Below are 20,477 nucleotides of genomic sequence, written 5' to 3'. Positions count from 1 at the left end.
CCAGCGTTCGCCCCGGACGGGCGGGTCACGCGGCGCGGATGCGCAGGCCGCGCGGCGTCGCGTGGAAGCCCGCGTCCTCCAGCACGCCGCTCAGCGGAGACGACAGCGCGGCGCCACCGTTCACCCGTTCGACGGTGAGCGTGCCCACGGCACCGCGTCGCGCCGCGTCCCCGAGCGCGGAGGCCGCCGTACGCAGCCGCTCGGCCGCCTCCGGCGGTGCGTCCGGCCCCGCCGGCCAGGCGAGCAGGGTCCGCCCGCCGCGCTCCATGTACAGCTGGAGTTCCCCGTCGACGAGGACCACCAGCGATCCCGCCTTGCGGCCGGGTTTGTGGGTGGCTCCGTCGGGAGGCTCCGGCCACGGCAGCGCCGCGCCGTACGCGTTCGCCGGGTCGGCCGCCGCGAGCACCACGGCCCGCGCGTCGTCACCACGCCGGTGCGTCGAGGGCGCCTCGCCCCAGGGCGCCGCCGTGCCGTGCGGCTCCGCCCCGCGCTCCCGCGCCTGGTGGACGGCACGCAGCCGGTCCACCGCGCCGTCCACCGCGAACTGCGCAGCGCCGAGCCCTTCCACCACGTAGCCGCGGCGCGCCTGGCCGTTGTCCTCGAACGCGGACAGTACCCGGTACGCGGCGGCGAAGCCGCCCTCCACGCCCTCGGCCTGCACGGCGCCGCGGGTCACCACGCCGTGGCGGTCCAGCAAGGTGTGCGCCAGGGCGTGCGCGCGGTGTGTCGCATCGGTCTCCGCGGGCGGGAGCAACGCCCAGCGCCCGGCCACGGTGGGCGGCCCGCCCCGGGGCGTCCCGGCCGCCCGTGCGGCGGCCCGCACGCCGCCGCCCAGACCGCCGTATCGTCCGCGCGGAACCGCCCGCTTGGCGCGGTGCGCGGTCGCGCCCGCCGTACGGCCGGAGCCGAGGTGCGCGCGCAGCGGGGCCAGGGTGTCGTTGGTGAGCAACCCGGACCAGGACAGATCCCAGACGGCGGTGACCAGCTCCGTCTCGCCGCACTCCGGCAGCACGGCCCGTACCTGGTCGGCGATCTGACGGAAGAACAGGCCGAAGCCGCCCTCCAAGGTGTCCAGCACGGCCTGGTGGACCGGTGAGGTCTCCAGCGGCAGCGGTGGCCGGCGCAGCAGGGGAGCGGTGTCCGCGAGGTGCAGACAGACCCAGCCGTCCTTGCCGGGCAGCGCGCCCGCACCCGCCCACAGCACCTCCCCGGACGTGGTGAGCTGGTCCAGGAGGACCGGGGAGTAGTCCCGCACCCGGCTCGGCAGTACCAGCTTCTCCAGCGCGGAGGCCGGGACCGGTGCTCCCTGGAGCTGTTCGACGGCGCGGACCACTCCGTCGAGCCCGCGCAGGTCTCCGCCGCCGACGTGCTGCCAGCGCGGGAGGAACGCGGCCAGCGCCGGAGGCGGAACAGGCTCCAGCTCCTCCCGCAGGGCGGCCAGCGACCGCCGCCGCAGCCGTCGCAGCACGGCCGGATCGCACCACTCCTGGCCGATGCCGGAGGGGTGGAACTCGCCCTGCACCAGCCGCCCGGCGGCGGCGAGCCGGTGCAGGGCGCCGTCGGCCACGGCCGTGCCGAGGCCGAAGCGTGCGGCGGCCTCGGTGGAGGTGAACGGGCCGTGCGTGCGGGCGTACCGGGACAGCAGGTCGCTCAGTGGGTCGGGCACCGGTTCGGTGAACGCCTCGGGCACGCCCACCGGAAGGGCGGCGCCCAGTGCGTCCCGCAGCCGGCCGGCGTCCTCGACCGCCGCCCAGTGCTCCTGGCCCGCCATACGCACCCGGATGGCGCGGCGCGCGCGTCCGAGCTCCGCGGCCCCGCCGGGGTCGGCTCCGCGCTCCGTCAGCTCGTCGTCGGTGAGCGGGCCGAGGACACGCAGCGCGTCTGCGACGGCCTCGGCGTCCTTGAGCCGGCGCTCCGGGGTGCGCCACTGCAGCTCCTCCTCGAGCCCAACCAGCACCTCGGGGTCGAGCAGCTCGCGCAGCTCGGCCCGGCCCAGCAACTCGGACAACAGGCGGGAGTCCAGGGACAGCGCGGCGGCCCGCCGTTCGGCGAGCGGGGAGTCCCCCTCGTACAGGAACTGGGCGACGTAGCCGAAGAGCAGCGACCGGGCGAACGGCGACGGCTCGGGCGTGGTGACCTCGACGACCCGGACCCGCCGTGCCTCGATGTCGCCCATCAGCGTGCCGAGACCGGGCACGTCGAAGACGTCCTGGAGACATTCGCGGACGGCCTCCAGCACGATTGGGAAGGATCCGAACTCGCTCGCGACCTGGAGGAGTTGCGAGGCGCGCTGGCGCTGTTGCCACAGCGGGGTGCGCTTGCCCGGATTCCGGCGGGGGAGCAGCAGCGCGCGGGCGGCGCACTCGCGGAACCGCGCCGCGAACAGCGCCGACCCGCCGACCTGGTCGGTGACGAGCTGGTCCACCTCGCCCTTGTCGAAGAGCACGTCCTGCGCGCCGAGCGGGGGCTTCTCCGGGTCGTCCCCGAACCCCGCATCCGCCGCGTCCGCGCCCGCGGCGTCCGCGCCCGGCCCGAACATGTCCAGGCCCATCAGGCCCGCGTCCGGCAGACGCAGCACGATGCCGTCGTCGGCGTGCATCACCTGCGCGTCCATGCCGTACCGCTCGGTGAGACGCGCCCCCAGCGCCAGCGCCCACGGCGCGTGCACCCGCGCCCCGAAGGGGGAGTGCACCACGACCCGCCAGTCGCCCAGCTCGTCGCGGAACCGTTCGACCACGACGGTGCGGTCGTCGGGGACGTGGCCGCAGGCGGTGCGCTGCTCGTCCAGGTAGGCCAGCACGTTCCCGGCGGCGAATGCGTCGAGGCCGGCGCTCGTGAGCCGGGTGCGGGCGTCCTCGGCGGACAGGCCGCCGATCTCGCGGAGGAACGCGCCCAGAGCGCGGCCGAGTTCCAGCGGACGGCCCAGCTGGTCGCCCTTCCAGAAGGGCAGCCGGCCGGCCTGACCGGGCGCGGGGGTGACCAGCACCCGGTCGCGGGTGATGTCCTCGATCCGCCACGTCGTGGTGCCGAGGGTGAACACGTCGCCGACGCGGGACTCGTACACCATCTCCTCGTCCAGCTCCCCGACCCGGCCACCGCCCTTCTTCGGGTCGGCGCCTGCCAGGAATACGCCGAACAGGCCGCGGTCCGGGATGGTGCCTCCGGAGGTGACGGCGAGCCGCTGCGCGCCGGGCCGCCCGGTGATCGTGCGGGCGACCCGGTCCCACACCAGGCGGGGCCGCAGCTCGGCGAAGGCGTCGGAGGGGTACCGGCCGGCGAGCATGTCGAGCACCCCGGTGTACGCCGACTCCGGAAGTGAGGAGAACGGCGCGGCACGGCGGACCACGGCGAGCAGGGCGTCCACGTCCCAGGAGTCGACGGCCGTCATGGCGACGACCTGCTGGGCCAGCACGTCGAGGGGGTTGGCGGGGACGCGCAGCGCCTCGATGGCGCCCTCACGCATCCGCTCGGTCACCACGGCCGCCTGCACCAGATCCCCCCGGTACTTGGGGAAGACCACCCCGGCGGAGACGGCTCCCACCTGGTGGCCGGCGCGTCCGACCCGCTGGAGGCCGGAGGCCACCGACGGCGGCGACTCCACCTGGATCACCAGGTCCACGGCGCCCATGTCGATGCCCAGCTCCAGGCTGGAGGTGGCCACCACGGCGGGCAGCCGCCCCGCCTTGAGGTCCTCCTCGACCTGGGCGCGCTGCTCCTTGGACACCGAGCCGTGGTGGGCGCGGGCCAGCAGCGGTGGCGCGCCGCGGCCCGCTCCGGCCTGCGCCATGACCTCGGCGGGGGAGTGCTCCTCGGGGAGCGGTTCACCTGTCGCGCGCTCGTACGCGATCTCGTTGAGCCGGTTGCACAGCCGTTCGGCGAGGCGGCGTGAGTTGGCGAAGACGATGGTGGAGCGGTGCGCCTGGACCAGATCGGCGATGCGTTCCTCGACGGACGGCCAGATCGACGGCTTCTCCCCGCCGCCCGGCCCGCCCGATCCGGCCGGCCCGTCCTGCACCGGGGAGCCGCCCAGCTCGCCCATGTCCTCCACCGGCACCACGACCGACAGGTCGAAGCGCTTCTCTGACGGCGGCTGCACGATCGTCGCCCGCCGCCGCGGGGAGAGGAAGCGGGCCACCTCGTCCACCGGCCGCACCGTGGCGGAGAGCCCGATCCGGCGGGCCGGCCGGTCCAGCAGCTCGTCGAGGCGCTCCAGGGACAGTGCCAGATGCGCGCCCCGCTTGGTGCCGGCCACCGCGTGCACCTCGTCCACGATCACCGTCTCCACACCGGACAGCGCCTCGCGGGCGGCGGAGGTGAGCATGAGGAACAGCGACTCGGGCGTGGTGATGAGGATGTCCGGCGGCCGGCGCGCCAGGGCGCGACGGTCCGCGGCCGGGGTGTCGCCGGAGCGGATGGCGACCTGCACCTCGGGCTCCGGCAGGCCCAGCCGGGCCGACTCGTGGCGGATCCCGGTGAGCGGGCTGCGCAGGTTCCGCTCGACGTCGACCGCGAGCGCCTTCAGCGGCGAGACGTACAGCACGCGGCAGCGTTTGAGGCGGTCCGCGGGCGGCGGGACGGAGGCCAGCCGGTCGAGGGCGGCCAGGAACGCGGCGAGCGTCTTGCCGGAGCCGGTGGGGGCGACCACCAGCGCGTCGGACTCCTCGGCCAGCGCCCGCCACGCGCCCTCCTGCGCGGCGGTGGGAGCGCGGAACGCTCCGGCGAACCACGCGCGGGTCGCCGGGGAGAACGCGTCGAGGACGGACGCCGACTTTCCCTGAGCCATGTCACCCATCGTGCACCCCGGGTACGACAACGGCGTCCGGCCCGGGCCGGGGTGCGGGATACTCGCGGTATGCGGTTGACGGACTTCTGGCAGCGGATGGCGGACCACTTCGGGGCGGCGTACGCCGACTCCTTCGCGCGGGACCACGTGATGTCCGAGCTGGGCGGGCGCACCGTCCACGAGGCGCTCGAGGCGGGCTGGAACACCAAGGACGTGTGGCGGGTGGTCTGCCGGACGATGGAGGTACCGGCGGAGAAGAGGTGACCCGTTCGGGGTCATTTCTCTCCCGGGCGGCCCGCTCCGCGCTCCCGCCGACCGCCGAAAGACCTTTCTGACCTGCGAATTCTCCGTCGTCCACAGGGAGATGGCAGCACTTGACACAAAAATCGAACAACCATTCTCATGGAGTGGTCGGGCCGCTGCGGTACGCGGTCGGGACGGGATTGTCAGTGGCAGGCGCTAGCGTCTGATGACGTGAAGCGATCGACTCAAGCGAGTAACCGGGTGGCACCCATGGCTGGTACGGACCGCGAGAAGGCGCTGGACGCCGCACTCGCGCAGATTGAACGGCAATTCGGCAAGGGCGCCGTGATGCGCCTCGGCGAGCGGCCGAACGAGCCCGTCGAGGTGATCCCCACCGGGTCGACCGCTCTCGACGTCGCCCTCGGTGTCGGCGGGCTGCCGCGCGGCCGCGTGGTCGAGGTGTACGGTCCGGAGTCCTCCGGCAAGACCACGCTCACGCTGCACGCGGTGGCCAACGCGCAGCGCGCCGGCGGCACCGTCGCGTTCGTCGACGCGGAGCACGCCCTCGATCCGGAGTACGCCAAGAAGCTCGGCGTGGACGTCGACTCCCTCATCCTCTCGCAGCCGGACAACGGCGAGCAGGCGCTCGAGATCACCGACATGCTCATCCGCTCCGGCGCCCTCGACCTGATCGTGGTCGACTCGGTCGCCGCCCTGGTGCCCCGCGCCGAGATCGAGGGCGAGATGGGCGACTCGCACGTCGGTCTCCAGGCCCGTCTGATGAGCCAGGCGCTGCGGAAGATCACCGGTGCGCTCAACCAGTCGAAGACCACGGCGATCTTCATCAACCAGCTCCGCGAGAAGGTCGGCGTCATGTTCGGATCGCCTGAGACGACCACCGGTGGCCGGGCGCTGAAGTTCTACTCCTCGGTCCGGCTCGACATCCGCCGCATCGAGACCCTCAAGGACGGCACGGACGCGGTCGGCAACCGCACCCGCGTCAAGGTCGTCAAGAACAAGGTCGCCCCGCCCTTCAAGCAGGCCGAGTTCGACATCCTCTACGGCGTGGGCATCAGCCGTGAGGGCGGCCTGATCGACATGGGCGTGGAGCACGGCTTCATCCGCAAGTCCGGTGCCTGGTACACCTACGAGGGCGACCAGCTCGGTCAGGGCAAGGAGAATGCCCGCACGTTCCTCCGTGACAACCCCGACCTCGCCAACGAGATCGAGAAGAAGATCAAGGAGAAGCTGGGTATCGGCGTGAAGCCCCAGGACCCTGTAGGCGAGCCGCCCGCCGATGCAGCGGTCACGGCTGCGGCTCCCGCTCCGGCTGCCGAGGGCAAGACGGTTCCGGCTCCGGTGTCGAAGACCAAGTCGGCCAAGGCCGCGACGGCCAAGAGCTAGTCCGTGACACGGCGCAGCCACTGGCCGGTGTCCGAAGACAGCGACGGCTCCGCCCCGTCGAGGGCCGGGGCGGAGCCGTCGCGCCGTGCTGGGGAACCGAAGGACCCGGTGGAACGGGCACGGGCGATCTGCCTGCGCCTGCTCACCGGCACCCCCCGGACCCGTCAGCAGCTCGCCGACGCCCTCCGCCGGCGGGAGATTCCGGACGAGGCGGCGCAGCAGGTGCTGGACCGCTTCGAAGAGGTCGGGCTGATCGACGACGCGGCGTTCGCCGACGCCTGGGTGGACTCCCGCCACCACAGCCGCGGCCTCGCCCGCCGCGCCCTCGCCCGCGAGCTGCGCACCAAGGGCGTGGACGCGGCCACCGTCGACGAGGCCGTCGGCCGCCTCGATTCCGATCAGGAGGCGGAGACGGCCCGCGCCCTGGTCGACCGGAAACTGCGTACCACCCGCGGCCTGCCCCGGGAGAAGCGCATCCGCCGCCTGGCCGGGATGCTCGCCCGCAGGGGGTACGCGGAAGGTCTCGCCCTCCGCGTGGTGCGGCAGGCACTGGAAGAGGAGGGCGAGGCCCCGGAGCTGCTGGAGGAGCACCTCCCCGAAGCCTGAACCGCGGGAGCGTCGGCGCTGCGGCCCCCGCGGACTGGCGGTGGTGCCCCTGCTCTCCGTTCGTGCGCGGCCGGGCGTCCGGGCCCTTCAGCCTCCGGGCCGGTTGCGGGGCACGGTGACGATCACCCGGAGTCCGCGCGGCCGGTTCGGCGTGTACGTGATCTCCGCCCCGCCCGCCGCCAGCAGGGCGCGCGTGATGGACAGTCCGAGACCGGAACCCGCGACGTTCTGGTGCCGGTTGCTGCGCCAGAAGCGGTCGCCGATCCGCTCGAACTCCTCCTCCGACAACCCCGGCCCTTCGTCCGCCACCTCCAGCCGCACGTCCGGGCCCGCCGACGAGGCGCGTACCGTCACCGCGCCGCCGTCCGGCGAGAACTTGACCGCGTTGTCCACCACCGCGTCCAGCGCGCTCGACAGGGTCACCGGGTCGGCCCACCCCGTCAGCGCGGCAGCACCGGTGACCCGGAGCGTCACCCCGCGCCGCGCCGCCGCCGGTTCCCACGCCGCTACTCGCTCCGCCGCCAGTTCCGCCACGTCCGTCAGCCGCAGGTCGGCGGGCGAGTGCTCGGCCGACGCCAGGTCCAGCAGCCCGTCCAGCACCTCCGCCAACCGCTTCCCCTCCGCGCGTACCGACGCGAACTCCTCGTTGCCCTCCGGGAGTTCCAGCCCGAGGAGTTCGATGCGGAGCAGCAGCGCGGCCAGCGGATTGCGCAGCTGGTGGGAGGCGTCCGCCACGAAGGCGCGCTGCTGCTCCAGCACGTCCTCCACGTGGTCGGCCATCTCGTTGAACGACCGCGTCAGCCGTTGCAGCTCCGGCGGCCCCCAGGAGGCCGCCACCCTGGACTTGAACCGGCCGGTGGCGATCTCGTGCGTCGCCCGGTCCAGGATGCCCACCGGCCGCAGCACCCAGCGGGTCAGCACCAGTGCGGCCGCCACCGCCAGTAGCATCGCCGCGGCCTCGCCGATCACGATCGGCATCCAGCTCTCCACGATGCGGGACCGCAGCGGACCGGTGGGGGAGTCGATGTAGACGACCGCGGCCACATCACCGTCGCGGATCACCGGGGAGGCCACCGCGACACGGCCGTCCTGCCACGGCCACACCTGTGCCGGGTCATGACTGCGGCGTCCCGCGAGGGCCTCCTGGAACGCCTGCCGCCCCGGCCCCGAGACCGGAACCCGCGACGCCTCGGGGGCGGTGGCCATCGCCTCGCCGTCCCGGTAGAAGACGCCCGCCCTGATGCCGTACAGCTCGTGATACCGGTCCAGTTCGCTGCGCAGCGTGTCCAGCCGCTCGCCGGGTTCGCTCTGCGCGGTGACGAACTGCGCCAGCGACGCGAACCTCGCCGTGTCGTCGATCCGGTCGACCACCAGCCGCTGCTGCTCCGCTGCCGCCATGCTCGCGGCCAGCGGAAAACCGAGCGCGAGCAGCACGCCGGCGAAGAGCAGGATGAGGAGGGGGAGCAGACGGGTGCGCATCAGGTGGGTCCGTTGAGGTCCTTGGTCGGGTGGCTTTCAGGCGGTCCAGTCGCCGGGCATGGCGAGCCGGTAGCCGACCCCGCGCACCGTCTCGATCAGGCTGGGCTGCTTGAGCTTGGAGCGGAGCGACGCCACGTGGACCTCCAGCGTCCGGCCCGTGCCCTCCCAGTTGGTCCGCCACACCTCGCTGATGATCTGTTCGCGCCGGAAGACGACCCCCGGCCGCTGCGCCAGCAGTGCCAGCAGGTCGAACTCCTTGCGGGTCAGCGGGACCGGTTCGCCGTCCACCGACACCTGCCGGGTGGGCAGCTCCACCGCAACGTCCCCCAGCCGCAGCACGTCGTCCGCCGGGGCCGGCTCGGCGGCGGGCTCCTCCGCGGTGCTGCGCCGGGCGACCGCGTGTATGCGGGCCAGCAGCTCCCCGGTGTCGTACGGCTTCACCACGTAGTCGTCCGCGCCCAGGTTCAGCCCGTGGATCCGGGACCGCACGTCGGACCGCGCGGTCACCATGATCACCGGCGTGGAGGTGAGCGCGCGGATGCGGCCGCACACCTCGAAGCCGTCCAGCCCGGGCAGGCCCAGGTCCAGCAGGACAACCGAGAACGGCGCCTCGTCCGGGTCCGGCACCAGCTCGCGCAGCGCATCCTCTCCGTCACGGGCGTGCACCACGCTGAAACCGTGGCGTCGCAGCACGGCGGAGAGCGCCGCGGCGACATGGTCGTCGTCCTCGACGAGCAGCAGCCTCATCGACGTCCTCCGTGGTGGTCGCGGCGGGTGCGGCGTTTCCGGTCCGGCACTGCATCCATTCGGATTCGTGCAGGTGAGTCAAGGGGCGTTCGCGTTGCCGTCGATGTCCGTTATCCAGTCGGTACGCCACCGGAATGTCCTCTGTCACCTGTTACACGTAGAGTGCTGGGAAGTGGCCTTATCGTTATGCTCAATTTCCCCTCAGATGTAATGACGCTGGTGGTGGCGGGTCACTAAGGTCCTCGCAACCGACGAGGACGGAGCTACACGCCGATGAGCAAACTATCGGTGACCAAGGACGGAGACGCCGGACGCCCGGAGTCGGCGCCGAGCGGCCTGGTCGTCATGGACAACGTCAACAAGCACTTCGGTGCGCTGCACGTGCTCCAGGACATCGACCTGACCATCGAACGCGGCGAGGTCGTCGTCGTCATCGGCCCCTCGGGATCCGGCAAGTCCACGCTGTGCCGCACGATCAACCGCCTGGAGACCATCGACTCGGGCTACATCGCCATCGACGGCAAGCCGCTGCCGCAGGAGGGCAAGGAGCTGGCCAAGCTGCGCGCGGACGTGGGCATGGTGTTCCAGTCCTTCAACCTCTTCGCGCACAAGACGGTGCTGGAGAACGTGACGCTGGGCCAGCTGAAGGTCCGCAAGACGGACAAGAAGGCCGCCGACGAGCAGGCGCGCCGCCTGCTGGACCGTGTGGGCGTCGCCAACCAGGCCGACAAGTACCCGGCGCAGCTGTCCGGCGGTCAGCAGCAGCGCGTGGCCATCGCCCGCGCCCTGGCCATGGACCCCAAGGTGATGCTCTTCGACGAGCCCACCTCCGCACTCGACCCCGAGATGATCAACGAGGTCCTCGAGGTCATGCAGCAGCTCGCCCGTGAAGGGATGACCATGGTCGTCGTCACCCACGAGATGGGCTTCGCGCGCTCCGCGGCGAACCGCGTGGTCTTCATGGCCGACGGCAAGATCGTCGAGGAGGCTACTCCCGACCAGTTCTTCAGCAATCCGCGCAGCGAACGCGCCAAGGACTTCCTGTCGAAGATCCTGCACCACTGAGCGGCGGCGCTCACCGCACGATCACCTGCAACGACGCAACCCCAAGGATGTTCACCATGACCCTCCGCAAGACCAGCATCGCGGCTGCCGCCGCAGTCGTCCTCGCCCTCACTGCGACCGCCTGCGGCGGCGGTAGCGGTGATTCCGAGGACGGCGTCACCATCGGTATCAAGTTCGACCAGCCGGGCCTCGGTCTGAAGACCCCGGACGGTGACTACGCCGGCTTCGACGTTGACGTCGCGACCTACGTGGCCAAGGAGCTCGGCTACAAGGAGAGCGACATCACCTGGAAGGAGGCTCCAAGCGCCGACCGGGAGAACCTCATCGTGAACGGTGACGTCGACATGATCGCCGCCACGTACTCCATCACCCCGGAGCGCAAGGAGCGCGTCTCCTTCGCCGGCCCGTACATGGTCGCTCACCAGGACCTGCTGGTGCGCAAGGACTACAACGACATCAAGTCCAAGAGTGACCTGAACGACGCGGAGCTCAACCTCTGCTCCGTCACCGGCTCCACCTCCGCGTCGAATGTGAAGAAGGACTTCGCGCCCAAGGCCGACCTTCAGGAGTACGGGACCTACTCCGAGTGCCTGACGGGTCTGCTCAACAAGAAGGTCGATGCGCTGACCACCGACGACAGCATCCTCGCTGGTTTCGCCGCCCAGGAGTCGCATCAGGGCAAGTTCAAGCTCCTGGGCCTCAACCTGAGCGACGAGCCCTACGGCATCGGCGTCAAGAAGGGCGACACCGAGATGCAGAAGAAGGTGAACGACGCGATCCAGAAGATGTTCGACGACGGCTCCTGGAAGAAGTTCGCCGAGAAGCACTTCGGCCCTGCCGACTACGAGTACGGCTCCGCGCCCCAGATCACCGAAGGCAGCTGACGTAAGCACGCGGCAAGGTGGCGCGCCGCCCTGACAGGGGCGGCGCGCCACGTCCGCAACGGCGAGAGCGCGGGAGAACGTGTTCGACTTTCTCAATGATTACGACGTGTTGGGGGCGTTCTGGGTCACGGTCCAGCTGACCCTCTGGTCGGCGATAGGTTCCCTCGTCTGGGGGACCATGCTGGCCGCGATGCGAGTGAGCCCGGTGCCGGTGATGCGCGGTTTCGGCACGGTGTACATCAACACCGTGCGGAACACTCCCCTCACCCTGATCATCGTGGCGACCTCGCTGGCGCTGTACCAGACACTGGGTATCGAGCTGGGCGGCGGCACCTCGAAGGAGATCAGCTTCAAGTTGGCGATTCTCGGTCTGGTCGCCTACCACGCGTGCTTCGTCTGTGAGTCGTTGCGCTCGGGCATCAACACCGTGCCGGTCGGACAGGCCGAGGCCGCGCGCGCGCTGGGCCTGAAGTTCACCCAGGTCCTGAACCTCATCGTGCTGCCTCAAGCGTTCCGTTCGGTGGTGGCTCCCCTGGCGAACGTGCTGATCGCACTGACGAAGAACACGACGGTGGCGGCCGCGATCGGGGTGGCCGAGGCGGCGCTTCTGATGAAGGAAATGATCGAGTTCGAGAGCGACGTGATCTTCCTGGTCTTCGCCGTCTTCGCCTTCGGGTTCGTGGTTCTCACTCTCCCGACGGGTCTGTTCCTCGGCTGGGTCGGCAAGCGTGTGGCGGTGAAGCGATGAGCAACCTGTCCGTTCTGTACGACGCCCCGGGCCCCAGGGCGAAGGCGCGGAACATTCTCTACACCGTCCTCTTCCTGGCGGTCTTCGCGCTCGTCGCCTGGTGGGTGCTGGACACCCTCGCCTCCAAGGACCAGCTCACCGAGGAGAAGTGGGGGCCGTTCGCCACCGACTCCCGGGTGTGGACCACCTACGTCCTTCCCGGGCTTGGCAACACGTTGAAAGCGGCGGCCCTCTCCATCGTGCTGGCCCTCCCGATCGGTGCCCTTCTCGGCATCGCCCGGCTGTCCGACCATCGGTGGATCCGCACGCCCGCAGGCTTCCTGGTGGAACTGTTCCGTGCCATCCCGGTGCTGCTGATGATGGTGTTCGCCAACCAGGCGTACGCCCTGTACACGGACATCGACTCCGAAGTGCGGCCGCTGTACGCGGTCGTCACCGGCCTGGTGCTGTACAACGCGTCCGTGATCGCCGAGATCGTCCGTGCCGGCATCCTGTCGCTGCCCAACGGTCAGACGGACGCCGCCAAGGCGATCGGCATGCGCAAGTGGCAGCTGATGGTCTTCGTGCTGCTGCCACAGGCCGTTACCGCGATGCTGCCCGCCCTGGTCAGCCAGCTCGTCGTGATCGTGAAGGACACCGCTCTCGGTGGTGCGATCCTCGGGTTCGCCGACCTGATGAACCAGGCGAGCACGATCTCCGCCAACTACGGAGCCAACACGATCGCGACGTTCACAGTGGTCGGGATCATCTACGTCGTCCTCAACCTGATACTCACCCAGTTCGCCGGCTGGCTTGAGGCCCGTATCCGCCGCGGCAAGCGCACCACCGGTGCTGTCGTGCACGGCGGGGCCACGGAGGACATGGAATACGAGGAGCCCGGCACGAAGGCCTGACTCCCCGGCTACCCGGCCGACGGCAACACCGCTGCCCGTTCCCCCGCTTGACGGGGGGACGGGCAGTGGGTTGCATACCTGAGGTGATCGTGCACCGGGCTCCGTCAGCGTCAACTCCGCTCGTCTTCGTGGACCGTGAGGGCCGCACGCTGTGGAACCGGTGATCGTCGCCGGCGCGGGCCCGGTCGGGCTGGCGCTGGCCCTGGCGCTCGCGCGCCGTTCCGTTCCGTCCGTCGTGCTCGACTCCGGGGACGGCGAGGTCGTGCGGCGGGCCGCTCGCACCTGTGTGCTGCGCCCGCAGACGGCGGCGCTTCTGCCGGGCGTGGAGACCGCGCGCTGGCGCGTCTGGCGGACCGAACGACGCCGCCAGTGCGTCGCACGGGTGGAACTGGACGACGAGACGTCCCCGCTGCACGTCGAGCAGTACCGGCTGGAGCACGCCCTCCGTGAGGCCCTCGCGGACGAGAAGCTGGTGCGGATCGCCACCGGAAGCCGGCTCGACACCCTCGAACAGGACGCCGAGGGCGTCACCGCCCACACCCGCGGCCCCGGCGGCACGTGGTGGCGGGGCAGCTATCTGGTCGGCTGTGACGGCGCCCGCTCCACGGTACGCAAGCTGCTCGGCGTCGGGTTCGCCGGCCGGACGTCCGTCGAGCGGTACGCCGTCGCCGCCGTCCGCACCCGGCTGCCCCGACCGGACGAGGCGCTGCTGCATCGGGACCCCGGCGGCCGAGGCGGGGAGCTGACCGCCCGGCCGCTGCCGCACGCCGCCTGGCGCCTGGACTGGCTGCTGCCGCCCCGGGGCGAGCTGGTCACACCGGAGGAGATGCTCGACCGGGTGCACGCCACGCTGGCGCTGCTGCATCAGGGGTCGGCCGACGACGCGCCCCCGGCGTACGAACTCCTCGACACCGGGGTGTACGCGACCCACCAGCGCCTCGCGCGCAGGTGGCGGGTACAACGGGCCTTCCTCGCCGGGGACGCCGCCCACCTGGCCGGTGCGCTGGGCGTGCAGAACGTCGACGAGGGGCTGCGGGACGCGGCCAACCTGGCGTGGAAGCTGGCGCTCGCCTGGCACCACGGCGCGCGCGGCACCGACGCCGACGAGGCACTCCTCGACAGCTACTCCGCCGAACGCCGCGCCGCCGTGGGCGCCCGGCTGCGCGCGGTCGACCAGGCGCTGCCGTTCGTTCGGCGTGGCGGGGGCGGGCTGCGCACGCTGCTGCCCGGGGGCGGCGCGGGCGGCCCGCTGGGGCTGCTGACGGACGGTCATCTCGGCCGCGGACCGCTCGGCTGCGCCCCCGTGTACGACCGTTCGCCGCTCGCCGTGGACGGCAAGCACGCCGTGCGTACGGACACCGCGCCCGGTGAACCGGTCCGGGACGTGCCGGTGGTCCTGCTGGACGGCACCCGCGCCCGGCTGCGGGAGAGGCTGGGCGGCCGCGGCGGCGACCTGGTGGTGGCGCTCGTCGCGCCGGGGACGGGGGTGTGGGCCAGCCGGCACTGGCTGCGGGCCGGGCTGATGCCCGAACTGGCGGCGGCGGTGGAGGCGTTGCCGCTGGCGGCAGAGCTGGTGGTCACGGAGGAGTACCCGGGGGCGACGGCGCACACCGTGCTCGCGGTCCGTCCGGACGGCCACCTGGCCGGTGCGTTTCACGGGGCGCGGCCGGAGGCGCTGCGCGCTTGCGCGCGCGCCCTCACCGGGGCGGGTGCCTGACCGCCTGCCGCCGGGCGGACTCTCAAAGAAGCCCGCCCGGCGGCCGAGTGGGGTCAGGCTCGGCGGCCGCCGACGCGCCGTCGACCCGCAGCTGTCCACACAGCCGTCAACCCGCTGCCGTCAGCCGTAGCGTGACGATCTGGAACGGCCGCAGCGTCAGCTCCACCGTGCCGTCGCCGACGAGAGGACCCACGTCCGCGAGCGGCGGGTCCAGAGGCCGCTCCAGCAGGTCGGTCTCGGCCACCGACCGTACCGGGAAGCCCGCCGTCAGCGCCGTCCGCGCCCGCCCGCCGTGCGCCTCGTACAGTCGTACGATCACGTCGCCGCTGCGGTCCTCCGCCAGCTTCACCGCCTCCACCACGACCTGCTCCCCGTCTACGGCGACCAGGGGCCGCACGGAAGCGCCGGAGCCGCGCACCACACGCTCCGGCAGGTTGATCCAGTGGCCCTCGCGCACCGCGGCGGGCTCGTCCGCGCCGACCGCGAGGGCATACCGCAGACGGTGGCCGCCCTGGTCGGTCTCCGGGTCCGGGTAGCGGGGCGCGCGCAGCAGCGACAGCCGTACGGTCGTGGTCTGGCCGCCGTCCGCACGGATGTCCCGGGTGACGTCGTGTCCGTAGGTCGAGTCGTTCACCAGCGCCACGCCCCACACGGGTTCGGCGACGTGGATCCAGCGGTGCGCGCAGATCTCGAACTTGGCCGCCTCCCACGAGGTGTTGGTGTGGGTCGGCCGGTAGACGTGCCCGAACTGGGTCTCCGCGGCGGACCGCTCGGCCTTGAGGTCCAGTGGGAACGCGGCCTTGAGGAAGGTCTCCGACTCGTGCCAGTCCACCTCCGTGTCGATGTCCAGCCGCCGTTCGCCGGACCGCAGGGTGAGCAGCTGCACCACCGACGAGCCGTTGCCGAAGCTGCGCGCCACCCGCACCGTCGCCTCGCCCGGGTCGTTCGCGGACAGCGACACCTCGTCGGCCTCGGTGAGGTCGGTGACGTTGTTGCGGTAGTAGGAGTCGACGTCCCAGGCGTCCCAAGCGGTGGGGAAATCCGGGTGGAGCTGGAGCAGGTTCGCCGCCCCGCCCGGCGGGACGGCGTCGCGCAGCGCGGCCAGGTAGTCGGCGGCGGAGACGACCAGGCCCCGGTCGTCGATCTCGACACGCAGCAGCCCGTTGTCCAGCACCCAGCCGCCGCCGTCCCGCTCCTGGACGGTCACCGGTTCGCCGGCGCGGACCGGCAGGGCCGCCCCGCCGCCCGGGACGCCGTTGCGGGCGTGCGGGGCGCCGTTGAAGACGACGTCCTCGGTGCCCTCCCCGGCCAGGGCCCGCTGCGCGGTGTCGATCAGCGCCTCCAGTTCGGCCCTGACGCGCGCGTAGGTCTCCCGTGCCTCCCGGTGCACCCAGGCGATGGACGAACCGGGCAGGATGTCGTGGAACTGGTGCAGCAGCACCGTCTTCCAGATCCGCTCCAGTTCGTCGTACGGGTAGCCGAAGCCGGGGACGCGCAGCGTCGCGGTGGCCGACCACAGCTCGGCCTCGCGCAGCAGCGACTCGCTGTGCCGGTTGCCCTGCTTGGTCTTCGCCTGCGAGGTGTACGTGCCGCGGTGCAGCTCCAGATACAGCTCGCCCGCCCACACCGGGGCGTCCGGGTACTCCTTGTGGGCCTTTTCGAAGAACGCCGACGGCCGCTCGACGGTCACCCGTGGCGAGCCCTCCAGGTCCGCCAGCCGGGCCGCGCGGGCCAGCATCTCGCGGGTCGCGCCTCCCCCGCCGTCGCCCCAGCCGAAAGGGGCGAGCGAACGCGTGCCGCCGCCCTTGTCGCGGTAGTTGCGGGCCGCGTGCGCCATCTCCCGGCCGCTCAGGTCGGAGTTGTAGGTGTCGACCGGAGGGAAGTGGGTGAACACCCGGGTGCCGTCGATGCCCTCCCACCAGAAGGTGTGGTGCGGGAAGGGGTTCGTGCGGCTCCAGGAGATCTTCTGGGTCAGGAACCAGCGGCAGCCGGCCAGGTGCACGATCTGCGGCATCGCCGCCGTGTAGCCGAAGGAGTCCGGCAGCCACACCTCCTTCGTCTCCACCCCGAACTCCTCGAGGAAGAACCGCTTCCCGTAGAGGAACTGGCGCGCCATGGCCTCGCCGCCGACCATGTTGGTGTCCGACTCCACCCACATCCCGCCGACCGGCACGAACTGCCCGTCCGCCACCTTCTTCCGCACCCGGGCGTACACCTCGGGCCGGTGCTCCTTGAGCCAGGCGTACTGCTGGGCCTGCGACATCGCGAAGACGTACTCGGGATGATCCTCCATCAGCGCCACCGTGTTGGACGCAGTGCGCGCGACCTTCCGCACGGTCTCCCGCAGCGGCCACAGCCAGGCCGAGTCGATGTGCGCGTGCCCCACCGCGCTGATCCGGTGCGCGGACGGCCGGGCCGGTGTCGCCAGCACGTCGGCGAGCCGTTCCCGGCCCCGTGCGGCGGTGCCGGAGACGTCCGCGAGGTCCACGGCGTCCAGCGCCTCGCCGAGGGCCCGCAGCAGCTCCCAGCGCCGGGCGTCCTCCAGCGGCAGTTCACGCATCAGCGCATCCGCCACCTCCAGGTCGTGGACCAACTCCCACACCTCGGGGCGGAACACCGCGAGGTCCATCCGCCCGAGCCGGTACAGCGGGCCGCTGCCCGCGGTGAGCCGGTCGCCCTGGTACGTCGGCGTCTGCGGCGTGTTGAGGACCGGGTTGGACGCCGCCTCGACGTACAGCTCGACCTCCTCGCCACCCGCGGCCGGCGCGGCGACGGGCGCCCAGGCGTTCCGCGGACTGAGGCCCTTCACCACCTCGCCGTCCGCGCGGTGCACCAGGCCCTCGCACTGGAAGCCCGGCATGTCCCGGTCGAAACCGAGGTCGAGCAGCGCCTCGACCCGCTGTCCGGACCACTCCGCGGGCACCCGCCCGGTCAGCCGGAACCAGGTGGTGCCCCAGGCCGGCCCCCATTTCTCACCCACGGCCGCCGGCCCGTACGTCGCCGCCAGCCCCTCGGACACCGGCACCGGTTCACCCGGCGCCTCCCAGCGCTCCACCGTCAGCGGCACCGGCGAGCCGTGCACGGCGGGCCTGAGCCGTTCGTCCAGTACGCGACGCAGGCGGGCTTCGACGGTGCTGCGTTCGTCGTGCATGTCGGCGGCTCCTTCGCTCGGGCGGGACGGACGCGCGGGCCGGCGAGCACCGGCCCCCCAGCGGGGTCGTTCGGCGGGCGGCCCCACGCCATCCGTACCCGTCACCGCCCGGTGCCGGAACCCCCGTGCGCGTCCCGCGGCGCCGCTGTCACGGTTTGACGGCCCGGTAGTAGCGCTGTGCCCCGGTGTGCAGGCGGAGCGGGTCGGTGTAGATCGCGGTCCGCAGGTCGACCTTCTGGGCCGCGTGCACCCGCTGCCCGATGGTGTCCCGGCTGCGGATCAGCGAACGGGTCAGGGCCTCGGTCACCGCCGGGTCCGCATCCGCGGTGGTGACCAGCAGGTTGCTCACCGCGATGGTGTCCACCGGCTCGCCCTGCTGCACGCTCGGATAGGCGTCGCCCGGCATCACCGCCGCCCGGTAGTGCCGGGTCTCGGGCTCCATCCGGTGCAGGCGCGGCATGAGCGCGCCGAGCGGCACCAGGCGGATGTGGTCCATGACGGCGAGGTCCTCGATGGCGCCCGTGGGCAGACCGCCGGACCAGAAGAACGCGTCCAGCTTCCCGCTCTCCAGCATGCCGGGCATGACGTCGATGCCCGCCGGGACCGCGTCGATGTCCTGCTCCCGGTCCAGGCCGGCCGCCTCCAGGAGCCGCCCGGCGACCAGGCTGACCCCGGAACGCTCCTCGCCCATCCCGACCCGCAGTCCCCGCAGATCGCGTGCCTCCCGGACCGGCGACTCGGCCGGGACCACGAGCTGCATGTAGTCGTCGTAGAGCCGCGCGACCGCCCGCAGCCCGTCCCCGCCCTCGCCGCCCTGCTTCAGATGGGCGGCCACGGCGTCGGACTGGGCGATGGTGAAGTCGGCCTCCCCGGAGACCAGCATGTCGATGTTCTGCACCGACCCCTGGCTCGGCACCAGCTCCATGCTCAGTCCGGGCACGTCCCGCGCCAGGCGCTGCTTCAGCAGCGAGCCGTATTGCTGGTACACCCCGGTGGGCACGCCGGTGGCGAACGTGAGCGTGCCGCGCGGCTGGGCGGGGCCCGCGGGCACCAGCCACCACGCGAGCAGCCCGAGCACCACGAGGAGGGCGGCGCCGCCGAGCGCGCGGCCTCCCGGGACGCCGGGGCGGGGGGCGAGGAAGCGGGATGCGGTCATGACCGCCGCATCCTGCCATCGGTGGGCCGCCGCGGGGGAGTGCGGGACGGGAGGAGGTGCGTCACAGCGGACGGCGTACCCTGGTCGACTGAGATGAGTGCGAAGACTTATGAGCTGCGGACGTTCGGCTGCCAGATGAACGTTCACGACAGCGAGCGGATGGCGGGCCTGCTGGAAGACGCCGGTTATCAGCGTGCCCCCGAGGACGCCGACGGCGCCGACGTCGTGGTGTTCAACACCTGTGCGGTGCGCGAGAACGCCGACAACCGGTTGTACGGCAACCTCGGGCAGCTGGCGCCCAGGAAGGCCGCCCGCCCCGGGATGCAGATCGCCGTCGGCGGCTGCCTGGCGCAGAAGGACCGGGACACCATCGTCCGGCGCGCCCCGTGGGTGGACGTGGTCTTCGGCACGCACAACGTCGGCAAGCTGCCGGTGCTGCTGGAGCGCGCCCGCGTCGAGCAGGAGGCGCAGGTCGAGATCGCCGAGTCGCTGGAGGCGTTCCCCTCCACGTTGCCGACCCGTCGCGAGAGCCCGTACGCCGCCTGGGTCTCGGTCTCCGTCGGCTGCAACAACACCTGCACCTTCTGCATCGTGCCGCAGCTGCGCGGCAAGGAGAAGGACCGTCGGCCCGGCGACATCCTGGCCGAGGTGGAGGCGCTGGTGGCCGAGGGCGTCAGCGAGATCACCCTGCTCGGCCAGAACGTCAACGCCTACGGCAGCGACATCGGTGACCGCGAGGCGTTCGGCAAGCTGCTGCGCGCCTGCGGACGGATCGACGGGCTGGAGCGCGTCCGCTTCACCTCCCCGCACCCGCGCGACTTCACCGACGACGTGATCGCGGCGATGGCCGAGACGCCGAACGTGATGCCCCAGCTGCACATGCCGCTGCAGTCCGGCTCGTCCCGGGTGCTGAAGGCCATGCGCCGCAGCTACCGGCAGGACCGCTTCCTCGGCATCATCGAGAAGGTCCGCGCGTCGATCCCGGAGGCGGCGATCTCCACCGACATCATCGTGGGCTTCCCCGGTGAGACCGAGGAGGACTTCGAGGAGACGCTGCACGTCGTGCGCGAGTCCCGCTTCGCGCAGGCGTTCACCTTCCAGTACAGCAAGCGCCCCGGCACGCCGGCCGCCGAGATGGACGACCAGATCCCCAAGGCCGTCGTCCAGCGGCGCTACGAGCGGCTGGTCGCGCTCCAGGAGGAGATCTCCTGGGCGGAGAACAAGAAGCAGGTCGGGCGCACCCTGGAGGTCATGGTCGCCGAGGGGGAGGGCCGGAAGGACGACGCCACCCGGCGGCTGTCCGGCCGTGCCCGGGACAACCGGCTGGTGCACTTCGCCCGCCCCGAGGAGCCGGTACGCCCCGGCGACGTGGTCGAGACCGAGGTCACCTACGCCGCCCCGCACCACCTGCTCGCCGAGGGCCCGGCGCGGGCCGTGCGCCGCACCCGCGCGGGCGACGCCTGGGAGCGGCGCAACGCCGAGCCGGCTTCCGCGGGCGGCGGCGTCATGCTCGGCCTGCCCACCGTCGGCGCCCCCGCGCCGCAGCCGGCGTCCGCGGGCGGCGGCTGCAGCGTCTGCTGAGCTTCGCGCCGCGCCCCCCT

At 72.2% G+C, this 20,477-nt stretch carries 14 protein-coding genes; 9 read left to right on the top strand and 5 right to left on the bottom strand.

What is annotated here, in order from left to right; genetic code table 11:
• Positions 1 to 25: 25 nt before the first annotated feature.
• On the bottom strand, positions 26 to 4,783 hold the full coding sequence (locus tag E4198_RS04970) for an ATP-dependent helicase (RefSeq protein ID WP_210732781.1): 4,758 nt from the start codon (positions 4,781 to 4,783) through the stop codon (positions 26 to 28).
• A gap of 69 nt (positions 4,784 to 4,852) precedes the next feature.
• Between E4198_RS04970 and E4198_RS04965 the strand changes: the two genes are divergently transcribed.
• The 3 genes from E4198_RS04965 to recX all read left to right on the top strand — a co-directional run bounded on the left by E4198_RS04965 (position 4,853) and on the right by recX (position 7,036).
• Positions 4,853 to 5,047 (top strand): DUF3046 domain-containing protein, encoded by a 195-nt coding sequence (locus E4198_RS04965; RefSeq protein WP_027763113.1) that lies wholly within the window; start codon positions 4,853 to 4,855, stop codon positions 5,045 to 5,047.
• Positions 5,048 to 5,296: 249 nt separating this feature from the next.
• The gene (gene recA, locus E4198_RS04960) at positions 5,297 to 6,430 is read left to right on the top strand and encodes a recombinase RecA (protein ID WP_136182093.1); all 1,134 of its coding nucleotides are present in this window, start codon (positions 5,297 to 5,299) and stop codon (positions 6,428 to 6,430) included.
• Positions 6,431 to 6,457: 27 nt separating this feature from the next.
• Positions 6,458 to 7,036, top strand: coding sequence for a recombination regulator RecX (recX, locus tag E4198_RS04955; protein WP_247597560.1), 579 nt, complete (start codon positions 6,458 to 6,460; stop codon positions 7,034 to 7,036).
• Between the two features lie 87 nt (positions 7,037 to 7,123).
• Here the strand turns inward: recX and E4198_RS04950 are convergent, their stop codons facing one another.
• Together E4198_RS04950 and E4198_RS04945 are read right to left on the bottom strand one after the other, a co-directional pair.
• Positions 7,124 to 8,515, bottom strand: coding sequence for a HAMP domain-containing sensor histidine kinase (locus tag E4198_RS04950; protein WP_136182091.1), 1,392 nt, complete (start codon positions 8,513 to 8,515; stop codon positions 7,124 to 7,126).
• Positions 8,516 to 8,551: 36 nt separating this feature from the next.
• On the bottom strand, positions 8,552 to 9,262 hold the full coding sequence (locus E4198_RS04945; protein ID WP_136182090.1) for a response regulator transcription factor: 711 nt from the start codon (positions 9,260 to 9,262) through the stop codon (positions 8,552 to 8,554).
• Between the two features lie 273 nt (positions 9,263 to 9,535).
• Between E4198_RS04945 and E4198_RS04940 the strand changes: the two genes are divergently transcribed.
• From E4198_RS04940 to E4198_RS04920, 5 genes are all read left to right on the top strand, one after another.
• Positions 9,536 to 10,327, top strand: coding sequence for an amino acid ABC transporter ATP-binding protein (locus E4198_RS04940; RefSeq protein ID WP_136182089.1), 792 nt, complete (start codon positions 9,536 to 9,538; stop codon positions 10,325 to 10,327).
• A gap of 56 nt (positions 10,328 to 10,383) precedes the next feature.
• Positions 10,384 to 11,211 (top strand): glutamate ABC transporter substrate-binding protein, encoded by an 828-nt coding sequence (locus tag E4198_RS04935; protein ID WP_210732780.1) that lies wholly within the window; start codon positions 10,384 to 10,386, stop codon positions 11,209 to 11,211.
• 79 nt (positions 11,212 to 11,290) lie between these two features.
• A complete protein-coding gene (locus E4198_RS04930; RefSeq protein ID WP_027763120.1) occupies positions 11,291 to 11,959 on the top strand; it encodes an amino acid ABC transporter permease in 669 nt (222 codons plus the stop codon).
• Positions 11,956 to 12,852, top strand: a complete 897-nt coding sequence (locus tag E4198_RS04925) for an amino acid ABC transporter permease (RefSeq protein ID WP_136182087.1) — start codon at positions 11,956 to 11,958, stop codon at positions 12,850 to 12,852. Before E4198_RS04930 ends, E4198_RS04925 begins: the two co-directional genes overlap by 4 nt.
• Positions 12,853 to 13,003: 151 nt before the next feature.
• Complete coding sequence (locus E4198_RS04920; protein ID WP_136182086.1) at positions 13,004 to 14,569, top strand: FAD-dependent monooxygenase; 1,566 nt, start codon at positions 13,004 to 13,006, stop codon at positions 14,567 to 14,569.
• A gap of 106 nt (positions 14,570 to 14,675) precedes the next feature.
• On the opposite strand, the gene E4198_RS04915 is transcribed toward E4198_RS04920, so the two are convergent.
• On the bottom strand, positions 14,676 to 17,720 hold the full coding sequence (locus tag E4198_RS04915) for a glycoside hydrolase family 38 C-terminal domain-containing protein (protein WP_136182085.1): 3,045 nt from the start codon (positions 17,718 to 17,720) through the stop codon (positions 14,676 to 14,678).
• Positions 17,721 to 17,868: 148 nt separating this feature from the next.
• Complete coding sequence (locus E4198_RS04910) at positions 17,869 to 18,876, bottom strand: TAXI family TRAP transporter solute-binding subunit (protein WP_136182084.1); 1,008 nt, start codon at positions 18,874 to 18,876, stop codon at positions 17,869 to 17,871.
• A gap of 93 nt (positions 18,877 to 18,969) precedes the next feature.
• Between E4198_RS04910 and miaB the strand changes: the two genes are divergently transcribed.
• The gene (gene miaB, locus E4198_RS04905; protein WP_136182083.1) at positions 18,970 to 20,457 is read left to right on the top strand and encodes a tRNA (N6-isopentenyl adenosine(37)-C2)-methylthiotransferase MiaB; all 1,488 of its coding nucleotides are present in this window, start codon (positions 18,970 to 18,972) and stop codon (positions 20,455 to 20,457) included.
• The last annotated feature ends 20 nt before the right edge of the window (positions 20,458 to 20,477 follow it).

The sequence above is a fragment of the Streptomyces sp. RKND-216 genome, from assembly GCF_004795255.1.
Taxonomy (GTDB): Bacteria; Actinomycetota; Actinomycetes; order Streptomycetales; family Streptomycetaceae; genus Streptomyces; species Streptomyces hazeniae.
Note: the sequence above shows the minus strand (reverse complement) of the source record. Positions and strands in the feature narration are given on the sequence as shown.

Excerpts from the sequence above, each read along its gene's own strand:
- E4198_RS04910 (WP_136182084.1), bottom strand. The coding sequence starts at position 18,876 with ATGACCGCATCCCGCTTCCTCGCCCCCCGCCCCGGCGTCCCGGGAGGC.
- E4198_RS04915 (WP_136182085.1), bottom strand. The coding sequence starts at position 17,720 with ATGCACGACGAACGCAGCACCGTCGAAGCCCGCCTGCGTCGCGTACTG.
- E4198_RS04950 (WP_136182091.1), bottom strand. The coding sequence starts at position 8,515 with ATGCGCACCCGTCTGCTCCCCCTCCTCATCCTGCTCTTCGCCGGCGTG.
- recA (WP_136182093.1), top strand. The coding sequence starts at position 5,297 with ATGGCTGGTACGGACCGCGAGAAGGCGCTGGACGCCGCACTCGCGCAG.
- E4198_RS04940 (WP_136182089.1), top strand. The coding sequence starts at position 9,536 with ATGAGCAAACTATCGGTGACCAAGGACGGAGACGCCGGACGCCCGGAG.
- E4198_RS04965 (WP_027763113.1), top strand. The coding sequence starts at position 4,853 with ATGCGGTTGACGGACTTCTGGCAGCGGATGGCGGACCACTTCGGGGCG.
- miaB (WP_136182083.1), top strand. The coding sequence starts at position 18,970 with ATGAGTGCGAAGACTTATGAGCTGCGGACGTTCGGCTGCCAGATGAAC.
- E4198_RS04935 (WP_210732780.1), top strand. The coding sequence starts at position 10,384 with ATGACCCTCCGCAAGACCAGCATCGCGGCTGCCGCCGCAGTCGTCCTC.
- E4198_RS04945 (WP_136182090.1), bottom strand. The coding sequence starts at position 9,262 with ATGAGGCTGCTGCTCGTCGAGGACGACGACCATGTCGCCGCGGCGCTC.
- E4198_RS04925 (WP_136182087.1), top strand. The coding sequence starts at position 11,956 with ATGAGCAACCTGTCCGTTCTGTACGACGCCCCGGGCCCCAGGGCGAAG.
- E4198_RS04970 (WP_210732781.1), bottom strand. The coding sequence starts at position 4,783 with ATGGCTCAGGGAAAGTCGGCGTCCGTCCTCGACGCGTTCTCCCCGGCG.